The 14070-nt window shown below is 67.3% G+C and carries 14 protein-coding genes; 12 read left to right on the top strand and 2 right to left on the bottom strand.

Annotated features, from left to right (window positions below):
• Positions 1-34 precede the first annotated feature (34 nt).
• From AC57B5_RS21865 to AC57B5_RS21905, 9 genes are all read left to right on the top strand, one after another.
• Positions 35-493 (top strand): PaaI family thioesterase, encoded by a 459-nt coding sequence (locus AC57B5_RS21865; protein WP_496400304.1) that lies wholly within the window; start codon positions 35-37, stop codon positions 491-493.
• A 43-nt stretch (positions 494-536) separates the two neighbouring features.
• Positions 537-1724: an isovaleryl-CoA dehydrogenase gene (locus AC57B5_RS21870; protein ID WP_034397421.1), complete on the top strand. Its 1188-nt coding sequence runs from the start codon at positions 537-539 to the stop codon at positions 1722-1724.
• A gap of 55 nt (positions 1725-1779) precedes the next feature.
• Positions 1780-2442: a carbonate dehydratase gene (gene can, locus AC57B5_RS21875; protein WP_012207787.1), complete on the top strand. Its 663-nt coding sequence runs from the start codon at positions 1780-1782 to the stop codon at positions 2440-2442.
• A gap of 33 nt (positions 2443-2475) precedes the next feature.
• Positions 2476-4263: a bifunctional isocitrate dehydrogenase kinase/phosphatase gene (gene aceK / locus AC57B5_RS21880; RefSeq protein WP_013800382.1), complete on the top strand. Its 1788-nt coding sequence runs from the start codon at positions 2476-2478 to the stop codon at positions 4261-4263.
• A 46-nt stretch (positions 4264-4309) separates the two neighbouring features.
• Positions 4310-5497 carry an acetyl-CoA C-acyltransferase gene (locus AC57B5_RS21885; protein WP_013800383.1) on the top strand — a complete coding sequence of 396 codons (1188 nt, stop codon included), beginning with the start codon at positions 4310-4312 and terminating at the stop codon, positions 5495-5497.
• A 165-nt stretch (positions 5498-5662) separates the two neighbouring features.
• Complete coding sequence (locus AC57B5_RS21890; RefSeq protein ID WP_013800384.1) at positions 5663-6286, top strand: pyridoxamine 5'-phosphate oxidase family protein; 624 nt, start codon at positions 5663-5665, stop codon at positions 6284-6286.
• Positions 6287-6314: 28 nt separating this feature from the next.
• Positions 6315-6977 carry an SDR family oxidoreductase gene (locus AC57B5_RS21895; protein ID WP_013800385.1) on the top strand — a complete coding sequence of 221 codons (663 nt, stop codon included), beginning with the start codon at positions 6315-6317 and terminating at the stop codon, positions 6975-6977.
• A gap of 66 nt (positions 6978-7043) precedes the next feature.
• On the top strand, positions 7044-8174 hold the full coding sequence (locus tag AC57B5_RS21900; protein WP_012207782.1) for an acyl-CoA dehydrogenase family protein: 1131 nt from the start codon (positions 7044-7046) through the stop codon (positions 8172-8174).
• Positions 8175-8316: 142 nt separating this feature from the next.
• Positions 8317-9108, top strand: coding sequence for an alpha/beta fold hydrolase (locus tag AC57B5_RS21905; protein WP_013800386.1), 792 nt, complete (start codon positions 8317-8319; stop codon positions 9106-9108).
• Between the two features lie 2 nt (positions 9109-9110).
• On the opposite strand, the gene AC57B5_RS21910 is transcribed toward AC57B5_RS21905, so the two are convergent.
• Positions 9111-9608, bottom strand: a complete 498-nt coding sequence (locus tag AC57B5_RS21910; RefSeq protein WP_012207780.1) for a DUF421 domain-containing protein — start codon at positions 9606-9608, stop codon at positions 9111-9113.
• 166 nt (positions 9609-9774) lie between these two features.
• On the opposite strand from AC57B5_RS21910, the gene AC57B5_RS21915 reads away from it, so the two are divergent.
• Together AC57B5_RS21915 and AC57B5_RS21920 are read left to right on the top strand one after the other, a co-directional pair.
• Positions 9775-10188: a YchJ family protein gene (locus AC57B5_RS21915; RefSeq protein WP_496400305.1), complete on the top strand. Its 414-nt coding sequence runs from the start codon at positions 9775-9777 to the stop codon at positions 10186-10188.
• Positions 10172-12025 carry a hybrid sensor histidine kinase/response regulator gene (locus tag AC57B5_RS21920; RefSeq protein WP_496400306.1) on the top strand — a complete coding sequence of 618 codons (1854 nt, stop codon included), beginning with the start codon at positions 10172-10174 and terminating at the stop codon, positions 12023-12025. The genes AC57B5_RS21915 and AC57B5_RS21920 overlap by 17 nt, the downstream gene beginning before the upstream one ends.
• Here AC57B5_RS21920 and AC57B5_RS21925 read toward each other — a convergent pair.
• On the bottom strand, positions 11995-12732 hold the full coding sequence (locus AC57B5_RS21925; protein ID WP_496400307.1) for a response regulator: 738 nt from the start codon (positions 12730-12732) through the stop codon (positions 11995-11997). The two genes, AC57B5_RS21920 and AC57B5_RS21925, sit on opposite strands and share 31 nt — an antisense overlap.
• 187 nt (positions 12733-12919) lie before the next feature.
• Between AC57B5_RS21925 and AC57B5_RS21930 the strand changes: the two genes are divergently transcribed.
• Positions 12920-13972 carry a hypothetical protein gene (locus AC57B5_RS21930; protein ID WP_012207776.1) on the top strand — a complete coding sequence of 351 codons (1053 nt, stop codon included), beginning with the start codon at positions 12920-12922 and terminating at the stop codon, positions 13970-13972.
• Positions 13973-14070 lie beyond the last annotated feature (98 nt).

The raw sequence follows: 14070 nt of genomic DNA on the forward strand, positions 1-14070 counted from the left end.
GACGTTTACGTAAACGTAATTTGTGAGGCTTGCCTTGACCGTGCCCCGCCTGGAACCTGCCAACAGCGACTTTGCCCGCCGTGTGCGAGACAGTTTTGCACGCCAGGGCGCGATGCACACCCTGGGCGCCGAGCTGTCCCTGCTGGAGCCCGGTGCCGTCGATGTCTGCCTGGCCTGGGCCCCCGGGCTGACGCAGCAGCATGGCTTTTTGCATGCCGGCATGGTTTCCACGGCGCTGGATTCCGCCTGCGGCTATGCAGGGCTGACCCTGATGCCGGCCGATGCTGCCGTGCTCACCATCGAATTCAAGATCAATCTGCTGGCCCCCGCCAAGGGCCAGCGCTTTCGCATGGAAGGCCGGGTGATCAAGCCGGGCCGCACGATCATCGTGACCGAGGGGCGCGCCCATGCCATCGACGAAGGCCGCGAAAAACTGATTGCAACCATGGGCTGCACGCTGATGTGCGTGCAGGGCCGCGATCTGGCCGACTGAGCCGGGCGGCGTTCTTTCACCAAATTTCCACAGGAGACACGAGATGAGCCTTTCCAACCTGCCGGGCCTGAACTTCCAACTGGGCGAGGACATCGACGCGCTGCGCGATGCCGTGCGCGAGTTCGCACAGGCCGAGATTGCACCGCGCGCCGGCGAGATCGACCGCGACGACCAGTTCCCCATGGACCTGTGGCGCAAGTTTGGCGATCTGGGCGTGCTGGGCATCACCGTGTCCGAGCAGTACGGCGGCGCCAACATGGGCTACCTGGCCCACATGGTGGCGATGGAGGAGATCTCGCGTGCCAGTGCCTCGGTGGGCCTGTCCTATGGCGCGCACAGCAATCTTTGCGTGAACCAGATCAACCGCAACGGCAACGAGGCGCAAAAGGCCAAGTACCTGCCCAAGCTGATCAGCGGCGAGCATGTGGGCGCGCTGGCCATGAGCGAGCCCGGTGCCGGCTCGGACGTGATCAGCATGAAGCTCAAGGCCGAGGACAAGGGCGGCTACTTCCTGCTCAACGGCACCAAGATGTGGATCACCAATGGTCCCGATGCCGACACCCTGGTGGTCTACGCCAAGACCGAGCCCGAGCTGAACGCACGCGGCGTGACTGCCTTCCTGATCGAGAAGGGCATGAAGGGCTTTTCCATTGCCCAGAAGCTGGACAAGCTGGGCATGCGTGGCAGCCACACGGGCGAGCTGGTGTTCGAGAACGTCGAGGTGCCGGCCGAGAACGTGCTGGGCGGGCTGAACAACGGCGCCAAGGTGCTGATGAGCGGCCTGGACTACGAGCGTGCCGTGCTGACCGGCGGGCCGCTGGGCATCATGCAGTCGGTGATGGACAACGTCGTGCCCTACATCCATGACCGCAAGCAGTTCGGCCAGAGCATTGGCGAGTTCCAGCTCATCCAGGGCAAGGTGGCGGACATGTACACCGTGCTGCAAGCGGGCCGCTCATTTGCCTATACGGTCGCCAAAAACCTCGATCTGCTGGGAACGGAGCATGTTCGCCAGGTTCGCAAGGACTGTGCCAGCGTCATTTTGTGGTGCGCCGAGAAGGCGACATGGATGGCCGGCGAAGGCGTTCAAATCTATGGAGGTAATGGGTATATCAACGAATACCCACTGGGTCGCCTCTGGCGGGATGCGAAACTCTACGAGATCGGCGCCGGCACCAGCGAGATCCGTCGCATGCTGATCGGCCGCGAGCTGTTCGCAGAGACCTGCTGATCCCGCACCCGCCTGCCGCGCCGTTCTTGAGTTTGACCCAACAAAAGGATTGCTTATGAGCACAACCTCCATCGAAGAACTGTTTGTCCATAACCGCGAATGGGCCCAGCAGATGGAGCGTGACCGGCCCGGTTTCTTCACCGGGCTGTTGTCGCAGCAAAAACCCCGCTACATGTGGATCGGCTGTTCCGACAGCCGCGTCCCTGCGAACCAGATCACGGGCCTGGAGCCCGGCGAGGTGTTCGTGCACCGCAACGTGGCCAACGTGGTCGTGCCCAGCGACCTGAACTGCCTGTCCACCATCCAGTACGCGGTGGACCAGCTCAAGGTCGAGCACCTGATGGTCGTGGGCCACTATGGCTGCGGCGGCGTGCTGGCGGCACTGGAGGATGTGCGCGTGGGCCTGGCCGACAACTGGATCCGCCATGTGAAGGATGTGCGCGACAAGCACCAGGCGCTGCTGGCCAGCCTGTCCCCGCAATGGCGCCACGATGCGCTGTGCGAACTCAATGCCATCGAGCAGGTGATCAATGTGGCGCAGAGCACGGTGATGCAGGATGCCTGGGCGCGCGGCCAGAAGGTCACGCTGCACGGCTGGTGCTATGGCCTCAAGGACGGCCTGATCACCAATCTGCAGATGACCGTGCCCGGTGTCGGCGGCATCGCCAACATCCATGCCGAGGCTGTCGAGCTGGTCGCCAGCCGCCAGCGCGACTGAGCGGCCATGGCAGGCGGGACCCCGGGAGACTTCATGCCGATGCCTGCCCAGGACACCCTGCTTGCCCATGACATAGCGCGGGCGATGATGGATGGCTTCAATCGCCATTACCGCCTGTTCCGCGCCGAATCCGCCCGCGCCAAGCACCGCTTCGAAACCGCCGACTGGCTGGGCCAGCAGCGTGCCCAGCGCGAGCGCATCGAGTTCTACGACCTGCGTGTGCGCGAATGCGTGCGCCGGCTTGAAAAGGAATTTGCAGCGGGCGCCCAGCCCATGCCGGTCTGGCAGCAGATCAAGCGCCACTACATCGGGCTCATGGTCAACCACCTGCAGCCGGAGCTGGCCGAGACCTTCTTCAACTCGGTCACCACCAAGATCCTGCACCGCACGCATTTCCACAACGACTTCATCTTCGTGCGGCCCGCCGTCAGCACGGAATACATAGAGAACCAGGAGCCGGCTGCGCGCCCGGCCTACCTGGCCTTCTACCCCACGCGCGAGACGCTGCCGCAGACGCTTCGCGAAGTCGTGGAGCAATTCGCGCTGCAGCGCCCCTTCGAGGACCTGGAGCGCGACATCGCCCGCCTGGCCGAGCGCCTGGAGCCGCAGCTGCAGGCCATGCGCCTGTACGCCAACTTCCAGATCCAGGTGCTGTCCAGCCTGTTTTTCCGCAACAAGGGCGCCTACATCGTCGGCAAGATCATCAACGGCTTTGCCGAGCTGTCCTGGGCCGTGCCCATCCTGCACGGCGACAACGGCCGGCTGGTTCTGCATGCGGCCCTGTTCGGCGAGAAGGACTTCCACGGCCTGTTCAGCTTTGCGCGCGCCTACTTCATGGTCGATACCGACGTGCCCAGCGCCTATGTGCAGTTCCTGCGCAGCCTCATGCCGCGCAAGCCGCGCGCCGAGCTGTACAACGCCCTGGGCCTGGCCAAGCAGGGCAAGACGCTGTTCTACCGCGACTTCCTGCACCACCTGCGCCATTCGCGCGACCAGTTCCGCATCGCGCCCGGTATCAAGGGCATGGTCATGCTGGTGTTCGACCTGCCCAGCTTTCCCTATGTGTTCAAGCTCATCAAGGACCGCTTCGCCGCGCCCAAGGAGATCACGCGCGAACAGGTCAAGGCCAAGTACCGCCTGGTCAAGCAGCACGACCGCGTGGGGCGCATGGCCGACACGCTGGAGTACAGCCTGGTGGCCTTCCCGCGCGAGCGCTTTTCGGATGCGCTGATCGCCGAGATCCTGGAGCATGCGCCCAGCCAGGTCGAGATCAGCGACCGCGACGGCGATGGCCGGCAGGAGGTCATCATCTCCCACCTCTACATAGAGCGGCGCATGGTGCCGCTGAACATGCTGCTGCAGGAGTGCTTCGATGACGGGCTGGACCTGCCGGCACCGCGGCAGCGGCTGGAGAGCGCCGTGATCGAGTACGGCAATGCCATCAAGGATCTGGTCGCGGCCAACATCTTCCCGGGCGACATGCTGTGGAAGAACTTCGGCATCACGCGCGGCGGCAAGGTGGTGTTCTACGACTACGACGAGATCGAATACCTGACCGACTGCCACTTCCGCCAGGTGCCCGCTCCGCGCAACGAGGAGGACGAGCTCAGCGGCGAGGTCTGGTACCCCGTGGGCCCGCGCGATGTGTTCCCGGAAACCTTCGCGCCCTTTCTGCTGGGCAACCCGGCCGTGCGCGAAGTCTTCATGCGCCACCATGCCGACCTGCTCGACCCCGCCTTCTGGCAGGCGCACCAGCAGCGCATCCGCGAAGGCCATGTCCACGATGTCTTCCCCTACGAGCGCAGCCGCTGGCTGGCCTGACCCGTTTTCCCTTTCTTTCACCATCACGACACCCCAGGAGACAAGCATGCAAGACCCCATCGTCATCGTCGGCGCAGCCCGCACCCCCATGGGCGCCTTCCAGGGCGACTTCGCCGACCTCGCGGCCCATGATCTGGGCGGCGCCGCCATCAAGGCGGCCGTGCAGCGCGCGGGCGTGGCGCCCGAGAAAGTGGACGAAGTGCTGTTCGGCAACTGCCTGATGGCGGGCCAGGGCCAGGCGCCCGCCCGCCAGGCCGGCTTCAAGGGCGGCCTGCCGCGCAGCACGGGCGCCGTGACCCTGTCCAAGATGTGCGGCGCCGGCATGGAGGCCACCATCCTGGCGCACGACCAGCTGGTCGCAGGCAGCCGCGATGTGGTGGTCTCCGGCGGCATGGAAAGCATGACCAATGCGCCCTACCTGCTCAAGAAGGGGCGTGGCGGCTACCGCATGGGTCACGACAAGGTCTATGACCACATGATGCTCGACGGCCTGGAGGACGCCTACGAGCCTGGCCGCTCCATGGGCACTTTTGGCGAGGACTGCGCCGCCAAATACCACTTCACGCGCGAGCAGCAGGACGCCTACGCCATCGAAAGCGTCAAGCGCGCCCAGGCGGCCACTGAAAGCGGCGCCTTCGCCGCCGAGATCACGCCCGTCACCGTCTCCACGCGCAAGGGCGACGTCACGGTCAGCATCGACGAAGGCCCGGCCAAGGCCAAGCTGGACAAGATTTCCAGCCTCAAGCCCGCCTTCAAGAAGGACGGTACGATCACGGCCGCATCGAGCTCCAGCATCAACGACGGCGCCGCCGCCCTGGTGCTGATGCGCGAGTCCACGGCCAAGGAACTGGGCTGCAAGCCGCTGGCGCGCATCGTTGCCCATGCCACGCATGCCCAGGAGCCCGAATGGTTCACCACGGCCCCCGTGGGCGCCACGCAGAAGGCCCTCAAGAAGGCCGGCTGGACGGCGGCGGACGTGGACCTGTGGGAAGTCAACGAAGCCTTTGCCGTCGTGCCCATGGCCCTGATGGCCGAGCTGGGCGTGCCGCGCGACAAGGTCAACGTCAACGGCGGCGCCTGTGCGCTGGGCCACCCCATTGGCGCCAGCGGTGCACGCATCCTGGTCACGCTGCTGCACGCCCTGCAGGCGCGCGGCGGCAAGCGCGGCCTGGCCACGCTGTGCATAGGCGGCGGCGAGGGAACAGCCATGGCGATAGAAATGGTCACCCCCTGAGGCGCTGCGCGCCCTCCCCCTGAAAGGGGGACGACACCCTCGGTGCGGGGCGGCCCTTCCTCGGTGTCTCTGATTTGCATTGCGCCAGTTTTATGGGCAGCGCCACAGACGTCCAGAGAGCTAGACTTGGATCGGCCGATCCGCTATTACCTTAACCTCTCGACCATGATTACCAGCGAAGAACAGTTGCGCAGCCTGTATGCCATGCCGGCCGAAAGGGCCTTGCTCAAGCAGCAGGTGGACCTGGACCGGCACTGCCTGCGCTTCATCGCGCTGTCGCCGCTGTGCATCGTGGCCACGGGGGGCGGGGCGGGCGCGATGATGGATGCCTCGCCGCGCGGCGGCAAGCCGGGCTTCATCAAGGCGCCCGACAACCAGACGCTGCTGATTCCCGATTCGGGCGGCAACAACCGCCTGGACAGCTTCAGCAACCTGATCGCCGATCCGCGCATCGGCCTGCTGTTCATGGTGCCTGGTTTCGACGAGACCCTGCGCGTCAACGGCGTGGCCAAGCTGCGCGACGAGGCCCACTACACGGCGCTGTTCGCCAGCGAAGGCTTCCGGCCCAAGATCGTTCTGGAGATCCAGGTGCACGAGGCCTATCTGCACTGTGCCAAGGCCCTGATGCGCGCCCGGCTCTGGAAGCCAGAGTCCCAGGTGTCGCGCAACGTCATGCCCTCGGTGAACCAGATGGTCCACCAGCAGATCGGCCTGCCTGCGCCCACCGAGACGCAGGAGGCCATGGTCGAGCGCTACGAAAAACAGATCGCGGACGAGCAGGGCCGCTGACCGCATTCCATTTGAAAGGTCGAAAGACATGGCAGTCACTCTGGTGTTGGGAGCCTCGCGCGGGCTTGGTTTTGCCTTGGTGGAGGCCTATGCGGCCCAGGGCCGCAGCGTGGTCGCCACGGTGCGCAGCGAGGCCGACCGCGAGCGCGTCGAGGCCACGGGCGCCAAGGTGCTGCTGGTGGATGTGGCCGACCCGGCCAGCGTCAGCGGCCTGGCCTGGCAGCTCGACGGCGAGAAGATCGAGCTGGCGCTGTACGTGGCCGGAGTGTGGGATGCCCACAGCTCGGCCACGCCGCCCACGCGCGAGCAGTTCGACCGCGTCATGCACACCAATGTGCTGGGCGCCATGCAGGTGCTGCCCCAGGTGGCGCCGCTGGTCGAGGCGGCGGGTGGCGTGTTCGGCCTGTTCTCCAGCCAGATGTCGCTGCTGGCCGACGCCGAATCCGACGCCTGGCTCTACCGCGTCAGCAAGGCTGCGCTCAACATGGTCGTGGCCAGCGCCCAGCCGCAATGGCCGGGCGCCACCGTGGTCGCGCTGGACCCGGGCTGGGTGCAGACCGACATGGGTGGCGCGGCTGCCACCTTCACCGTGGAGCAAAGCGTGCAGGGCCTGGTGCGCACGCTGGCCGGCGTCACGCCGGCCGACCGGGGCCGCATGCTGCGGCATGACGGGCAGCGCATCGCCTGGTAGATCCGACGGTAGATCCGACCAGCGCAACGGACAACGAACAACGAAACAAGAATCAGGAGACAAGACATGCTGCTCAACGCAGACCAGGAAATGATCCGTGACGCGGTGCGCGACTTCGTGCGCACCGAAATCACGCCCCATGCCGCACGCTGGGACAAGGAACACCACTTTCCCAAGAACGTGCACCAGGGCCTGGCGGCGCTGGGCGCCTACGGCATCTGCGTGCCCGAGGAGTACGGCGGCGCCGGCCTTGACTACCTGAGCCTGGCCCTGGTGCTGGAGGAGATCGCAGCCGGCGACGGCGGCACCAGCACGGTGATCAGCGTCACCAACTGCCCCGTCAACGCCATCCTCATGCGCTACGGCAGCGAGGCGCAAAAGCAGCAATGGCTGGCGCCGCTGGCGCGCGGCGAGATGCTGGGCGCCTTCTGCCTGACCGAGCCGCATGTGGGCTCGGACGCCTCGGCGCTGCGCACCACGGCCACGCGCGACGGCAGCGACTACGTGATCAACGGCGTCAAGCAATTCATCACCAGCGGCAAGAACGGCGACGTGGCCATCGTCATCGCCGTCACCGACAAGGCGGCGGGCAAGCGCGGCATGAGCGCCTTCATCGTTCCGACCTCCGCACCCGGCTACCAGGTGCTGCGGCTGGAGGACAAGCTGGGCCAGCACAGTTCGGACACGGCCCAGATCCAGTTCGAGGGCTGCCGCATCCCCGCCGCCAACCTCATTGGCGCCGAGGGCGAGGGCTACAGGATTGCGCTGTCGGCGCTGGAAGGAGGGCGCATCGGCATTGCCGCGCAGAGCGTGGGCATGGCGCGTGCGGCCTTCGATTGCGCGCTGCAGTACTCCAAGGAGCGCGAGAGCTTCGGCCAGCCCATCTTCAACCACCAGGCCGTGGGCTTTCGCCTGGCCGACTGCGCCACGCAGATCGAGGCCGCGCGCCAGCTGATCTGGCATGCGGCCAGCCTGCGCGATGCCGGCCTGCCCTGCCTCAAGGAAGCAGCCATGGCCAAGCTCTTTGCCAGCGAAATGGCCGAGCGCGTGTGCAGCGCCGCCATCCAGACCCTGGGCGGCTATGGCGTGGTCAGCGACTTCCCCGTGGAACGCATCTACCGCGACGTGCGCGTCTGCCAGATCTACGAGGGCACGAGCGACGTGCAGAAAATTCTCATCCAGCGCGCCCTGGCCTGAGGCCAATCCCCCACGCTGCGGGTCGGGCCGGATGGCCCTGACACCCGCAGGGCTTAGCATGGAGCATCGCCGGCACGGTGCCCGAGAGAGGCGGGCAGCCGTTTCCGGCAGGTTTGTGACCACCTTCGCAGGAGATCCCGACATGCCCATCGCTTCCGTCAACGGCCAGAACCTGTACTACGAAGACACGGGCGGGAGAGGCCCGGTCCTGGTGTTTTCGCACGGGCTGCTCATGGACCACACCATGTTCGCCCCCCAGGTCCAGGCACTGCAGGGGCGCTTTCGCTGCATCAGCTGGGACGAGCGCGGCCATGGCCAGACGGCAGACCCCGAGCAGTGCGCACCCTTCGACTACTACGACTCGGCCGACGACCTGGCCGCCCTGCTTGAGCACCTGGGCGTGGAGCGCGCGGTGCTGGTCGGCATGTCGCAGGGCGGCTATCTGTCGCTGCGCTGCGCGCTCATCCACCCCGAGATCGTGCGCGCGCTGGTGCTGATCGACACCCAGGCCATGCTGGAAGACCCCGAGCAGATGCCCCACCACGAAGCCTTGCTGCGCGCCTGGATGGAGCATGGCCTCAGCGACGACATGGCGACCACGGTGGAGCGCACCATCCTGGGCCAGGGCTGGAGCGGCGCGGCCGCCTGGCGTGCCAAATGGAAGAAGGCCACGCCCATCAACCTGGGGCAGAGCTTTCTGGCGCTGGCCCAGCGCGATGACATCAGCCCACGCCTGCCCGACATCCATGTGCCGGCCCTGGTCATCCATGGCACGGACGACACCGCCATCGCGCCCGACCGTGCACGCGCCATGGCCAAGGCCTTGCCCAGGGCGCAGTGGGTGGAGGTGCCGGGTGCCGGCCATGCGGCCAACCTCACGCATCCGCAGCCCGTGAACCTGGCCATCGAGCGCTTCCTGGAGCAGCTCGACTAGGCTCAGACCGGCGGATCGCCGTCGTTCTCGCTGTCGCGGCGGCGCAGGACGACGGTGATGCTGCCGTCGGTCTCCAGCGTGGCGCGCTCCACCTCGCGCAGGTGCAGGCAGCCGCCCGCACGCAGCGCGGCCTCGATATCGTCGCGCGTGATGCGTTCCTCGCGCATCAGGTCCTTGTTCAGGTGTCCGTCCCTGATCAGGGCCTTGGCCTTGCCATCGATGAGCCGCTCCAGCGCGGGAAAGCGAAAGGTCAGCCAGGACAGCAGCAGATGGCACAGGATCAGCGTGGAGGCCGAGACCATGCCGCCGATCAGCGAGTTGTCCCCGGCATTCATGGAGTTCTGCACCGCATTCGACAGGATGAGCAGCAGCACCAGGTCAAAGGGCGCGTACTGCCCCGTCTGGCGCCGCCCCGTCAGCCGAAGGAACACCAGCAAAAACAGGTAGACGGCCACGCCGCGCACCACGAACTCCCACCACGGGACCGACATTGAAAACATGGGCTCTCCTTACAGGCCCGAGGGCCCGCGGTCAGTATCATGGCCCGCCTGTCCTCCATCAAGAACCCGGTCGCAGCAAGGCGGCCGTGACTGACATGCATTCCTGCTCCCGCGCCGTCCTCTCCCAAATTCCGCAAGTTCCGCAAGTTCCGCAGGGCCAGCCGCTATGAGCGCTGCCGCCACCTCCCCGGCCTGTCCCTGCGGTCTTCAGGATGCCAAGGGCCGTCCCCTGGCGTTCGATGCCTGCTGCGGCCGCTACCTGGACCATTTCGACGACTGCCCTGCGCCCGACGCCCAGGCCTTGATGCGCTCGCGCTACAGCGCCTTCGTGCGCGAGGACGCCGCCTATCTGCTGGCCACCTGGCACGCCAGCCAGCGGCCTGCCACGCTGGACTTCGAGCCTTCGGCACGCTGGCTGGGGCTGGCGGTCAATGACTTCCGCAGCACCGGCGAGGACAGCGCCGAGGTGGAATTCGTCGCGCGCTACCGCGTGGGCGGCCGCGCCGTGCGCCTGCATGAGCGCAGCCGTTTCGTGCGCGAAGCCGGGCGCTGGCTCTACGTGGATGGCGACCAGTTCTGAACACGGCGGCGGCCCTGCGGAGCCGCTGTGGAAACTGCAGCAGCGCCAGCGGCTGCTGCTGTCCATCGCATCGCGGGGCTCGTCCGAGGCGGCGGCCCTCATCATCCCCGGCATCGTGGTCTGGTTGCAGCGGCACGAAACGGGCGCCTTCCAGGTGCCGCTGCTGCTGTGGTGGCTGGGCATGGCGTTCATGGCCTGCGTCTTTGTCGGGTTGCGGCGCCAGTTGCGCCGGGACCTGGGTGCCGCCGTGCCCTCGGCCGAGTTGCCAGCGCGGCTGCAGCGCTGGGAGCGCGTGATGGGCCGCATGGCCTTGCTCAACGCCGGTTCCTGGGCGCTGGCGATACCGCTGACCCATGGCAGCGGCCATGAATTCCGGCTTTTCATCTACCTGGTGCTGTGCGGCGTCGTGGCCTCGGCCGCCACCTTCCTGGCGCCGGCATCTGCCGTGTTCAAGCGCTTCTTCGGCGTGCTGTACGGCGCCATGCTGCTGGCCGTGGTCTGGTACTTCCCGAACAGGGGCCTGTACCTGCTGCCGCTGCTCATGCTGTATGGCGCCACCATCGCGCGCCATGCCTGGGGGGCGCGCCAGCTCATGCTGCAGCAATGGGCGCAGGAGCGCGACCGCCAGCTGCTGGCCGAACGCTACCTGGCCGCCAAGGAGCAGGCCGAACAGGCGCTGGAGGCCAAGAGCCGCTTCCTGTCGGCCGCCAGCCATGACCTGCGCCAGCCCCTGCATGCCCTGGGCCTGCTGGTGGAAACCGCCCGCCAGCGCAATGCCGACGGCGCACTGGCAGGCGTGCTTGACGATGCCCAGGCCTGTGCCCAGTCGCTGGGCACCATGTGCAACGACCTGCTGGACCTGTCGCGGCTGGAGAACGGCACCTGGGAGCTGCGCGCCCAGGTGATGGACCTGCGCATTCTGCTGGGCGATGCCACGCGCCTGTTCGCGGCCGAGGCGCGCCAGCGCGGGCTGGTGCTGCGCTGGCGCGTGGCGCGCGGCATGGACAGCCTGGTGCGTGCCGACGAGGCCCTGCTGCGCCAGATGGTGTTCAACCTGCTGCACAACGCCCTGCGCTACACCCAGCGCGGCGGCGTGCTGCTGGCCGCCCGCGTGCATGGCGGGGGCTGGCGTATCGAGGTCTGGGACACGGGCCTGGGCATTGCGGCCGAAGACCGGCCCCATGTCTTCGCACCGCATTTTCGCGCGCGCTCAGGCCAGGCGGCCCGGCGCGCGGCCCAGCCTGCGGCCGACCACCTGCCCGGCGTAAGCAGCCAGGGCCTGGGCCTGGCCGTCGTGGCCGCAGCCGCGCGGCGCATGGGCGTGGACCACGGCCTGCTGTCCACGCCAGGGCGGGGGTCCTGCTTCTGGCTGCAACTGCCGTCCAGCCTGAATGTGCAGGCGGCCTTGCCGCAGTCCGAGGGACCGTCCGAAGGACCGCAGGCGCAGGCCCGGCCGCCCCTGCTCCAGGGCCGGTGCTGGGTGGTCGATGACGATGCGCAGGTGGCGAGGGCCCTGGCCGGCCTGCTGCGCGATTGGGGGCTGCAGGTGGATGTGGCTGCCACGGGCCGCGAGGTGGCCGACTGGCTGGCGGCGGGGCAGCATCCCGATTTCGTGCTATGCGACCACCATCTGGCCCAGGGCGAGAACGGCTTTGCGCTGCTGCAGAACGTGCTGGCGCAATCGCCGCAGGCGGCGGGCGCCCTGCTCAGCGGCGAGCCGTCACCGGCGCTGGAGCAGGAGGCGCAGGAACTGGGCTATCTGCTGCTGCGCAAACCCGTGGACCCGCTGGCGCTGCTGGCCCTGCTTCAGCGCAGGCTGGCCGTGGCCGGCGCCTGAACCGTATCGGTCGGCGGGACGGAGGGCGGCAGCTCCAGCGCAATGCCCTGCATGCGCGTGATGGCGTCGATGCGGCTGTGCACGCCCAGGCGCTGCAGGGCGCCCGCCACATGCTCCTTGACCGTGTGCGGCGACAGGTGCAGCAACTGCGCAATGCTGGGATTGGGCAGGCCGCGCAGCACCAGGTCCAGCACCTGGGCCTGGCGCGGGGTGAGGCCCAGCTCGGCCGCCGTCATGCGGATGGCATGGGCGCCGCCCGGTGACTGCGGCGCCAGCGGGGCGGCGGGGAACCAGGTCTCGCCGCGCAGCAGGGCCGCCAGGGCCTGCTCCAGCACCTGCGGCGGCTGCGACTTGAGCACAAAGCCATGGGCCCCGGCCGCGCGTGCCTTCAGGGCAATCGCGCCATGCGTGTCGCCGCTGGTCATGAGCACGCGGCAGGCGGGCGCCAGCGTGCGGATTTCGCGCACCACGTCCGTGCCCGCGCTGGCACCCAGCCAGAAATCCACGATGGCCAGATGCGGCGATCCCCTGCCGGCCATGCACTGCAGGCCTTCGCCCGCATCGGCCACGGCATGGACTTCGGACAGGCCGAATTGTTTCAGGAACTCGGACACGCCCATGGCCGTCAGCGGGTGGTCGTCGATCACCAGGGCATAGCGCCCCGATTGGAGACAGGAGGAATCGGTCAGGAGGGGATGGCTGTGCATGGTCCGCGCAAAGGCATGTCGAAAGGGCTGGAGCGCCAGGGCGCGCCCGGATACACCTTGCGCACATCGTAACGATTACCCCCCGGCCGGGGGGTGACCGGATGTCGGCCAACTCCCCAAAATCGCCGCCGATGCCCTGAGATTCCGCATGGAACGGGCACGTATTCAACGAGAAGGGGAGATAGTCATGAAGATGGTACAGCTCACGCGCCGCAGTGCGGCATTGATGCTTCTGGGAACCCTGGCCGCCTGTGGCGGCGGCGGTGGTGGTGGATTGGGAGAGCCGGGCGGCGGAGATCCCGGCAATGGCGGAAATCCTGGCAACCCCGGCACGCCCGGCAACCCCGGCGGCGGCACAACGACCCCGGTGACCGGCCAGTACCGCATGGAGACGGCTGCCGAAAACTTCGACGCGGCCCTGTCCGCCATGAACACGCTGGGGGCGCAAGGCTATGCCTTCACCTACAGCCTGGCCTCGGGCGGCACGACCTTCCCCGTTCCCATCGGTGACTTCTACGTCACCGACACGGCCCACACCGGCACGCGCCTGGACTACCGCATGGTGGCCGACGTGGCGGGCGTCTCGGCCCTGGTGGCCCAGCTCAATGCGCAGGGTGCGCAGGGCTACCTGTACAAGTCGGGCATGGCGTTCCCCAGCAGCACGCAGGACCTGCGCAACCTCTATGTGCGCAGCAGCAGCGCCGCCGCCACCTACAGCTACGAGACGCGCCCCGCCGTGGGTGCGCTGGACACGTCCGGCTTCACGCAGCAACTGGCCGAGATGAGCGGCCGGGGTTTCCGCTACACGGGCCCGCTGATCTCGGGCGACGAGATGTTCAACCTCTACGTCAAGGACTCCAAGGCACCGGCCTTCGAGTACGCGGTGTTCGCCCTGGCCGCGCCCTTCGGCATGGCCAACGGCACGGCGCTGAAGCAGCGCCTGGATGAGATGGGTGCCAAGGGCCACCTGCTGCGTGGCGCCCTGGTGCTGCGCGGCAATACCGAAGGCGTGCAGCTGTACGAAAAGAGCGGCGACCAGCAGGGCGCCATCGAGTACCGCCTCGAATCCGTGTCCAACAACGCCAGCCTCGCGCAGCGCCTGGAGCAGTTCAACCGCAACGCGGCCGAAGGCTTTTTCGCCTTCGGCGATGTGGTCACCGACGATGGCCAGTTCCATTCCATCTCGGTGCGCAACGTCAAGCGCATGGTCCATCCGCTGGCCGGTGCCTCCTTCCCCTGAACAGGGCACAGGCATGCGCGGCCGGCGCATAATCCGGCCATTTTCCGCAGCAAGGGCGCCCCAGGGCGCCCTTGCTCAGTTTGTTTCGAGAATCCATC

It is taken from the genome of Delftia sp. BGA-UO-ETr-SB1, assembly GCF_059567865.1.

Bases quoted from the DNA above. Each gene is read 5' to 3' on its own strand.
- AC57B5_RS21930 (WP_012207776.1), top strand. From the start codon at position 12,920: ATGAAGATGGTACAGCTCACGCGCCGCAGTGCGGCATTGATGCTTCTG.
- AC57B5_RS21915 (WP_496400305.1), top strand. From the start codon at position 9,775: ATGAGCGCTGCCGCCACCTCCCCGGCCTGTCCCTGCGGTCTTCAGGAT.
- AC57B5_RS21910 (WP_012207780.1), bottom strand. From the start codon at position 9,608: ATGTTTTCAATGTCGGTCCCGTGGTGGGAGTTCGTGGTGCGCGGCGTG.
- can (WP_012207787.1), top strand. From the start codon at position 1,780: ATGAGCACAACCTCCATCGAAGAACTGTTTGTCCATAACCGCGAATGG.
- AC57B5_RS21900 (WP_012207782.1), top strand. From the start codon at position 7,044: ATGCTGCTCAACGCAGACCAGGAAATGATCCGTGACGCGGTGCGCGAC.
- AC57B5_RS21885 (WP_013800383.1), top strand. From the start codon at position 4,310: ATGCAAGACCCCATCGTCATCGTCGGCGCAGCCCGCACCCCCATGGGC.
- AC57B5_RS21870 (WP_034397421.1), top strand. From the start codon at position 537: ATGAGCCTTTCCAACCTGCCGGGCCTGAACTTCCAACTGGGCGAGGAC.
- aceK (WP_013800382.1), top strand. From the start codon at position 2,476: ATGCCGATGCCTGCCCAGGACACCCTGCTTGCCCATGACATAGCGCGG.
- AC57B5_RS21890 (WP_013800384.1), top strand. From the start codon at position 5,663: ATGATTACCAGCGAAGAACAGTTGCGCAGCCTGTATGCCATGCCGGCC.
- AC57B5_RS21895 (WP_013800385.1), top strand. From the start codon at position 6,315: ATGGCAGTCACTCTGGTGTTGGGAGCCTCGCGCGGGCTTGGTTTTGCC.
- AC57B5_RS21925 (WP_496400307.1), bottom strand. From the start codon at position 12,732: ATGCACAGCCATCCCCTCCTGACCGATTCCTCCTGTCTCCAATCGGGG.
- AC57B5_RS21905 (WP_013800386.1), top strand. From the start codon at position 8,317: ATGCCCATCGCTTCCGTCAACGGCCAGAACCTGTACTACGAAGACACG.
- AC57B5_RS21920 (WP_496400306.1), top strand. From the start codon at position 10,172: ATGGCGACCAGTTCTGAACACGGCGGCGGCCCTGCGGAGCCGCTGTGG.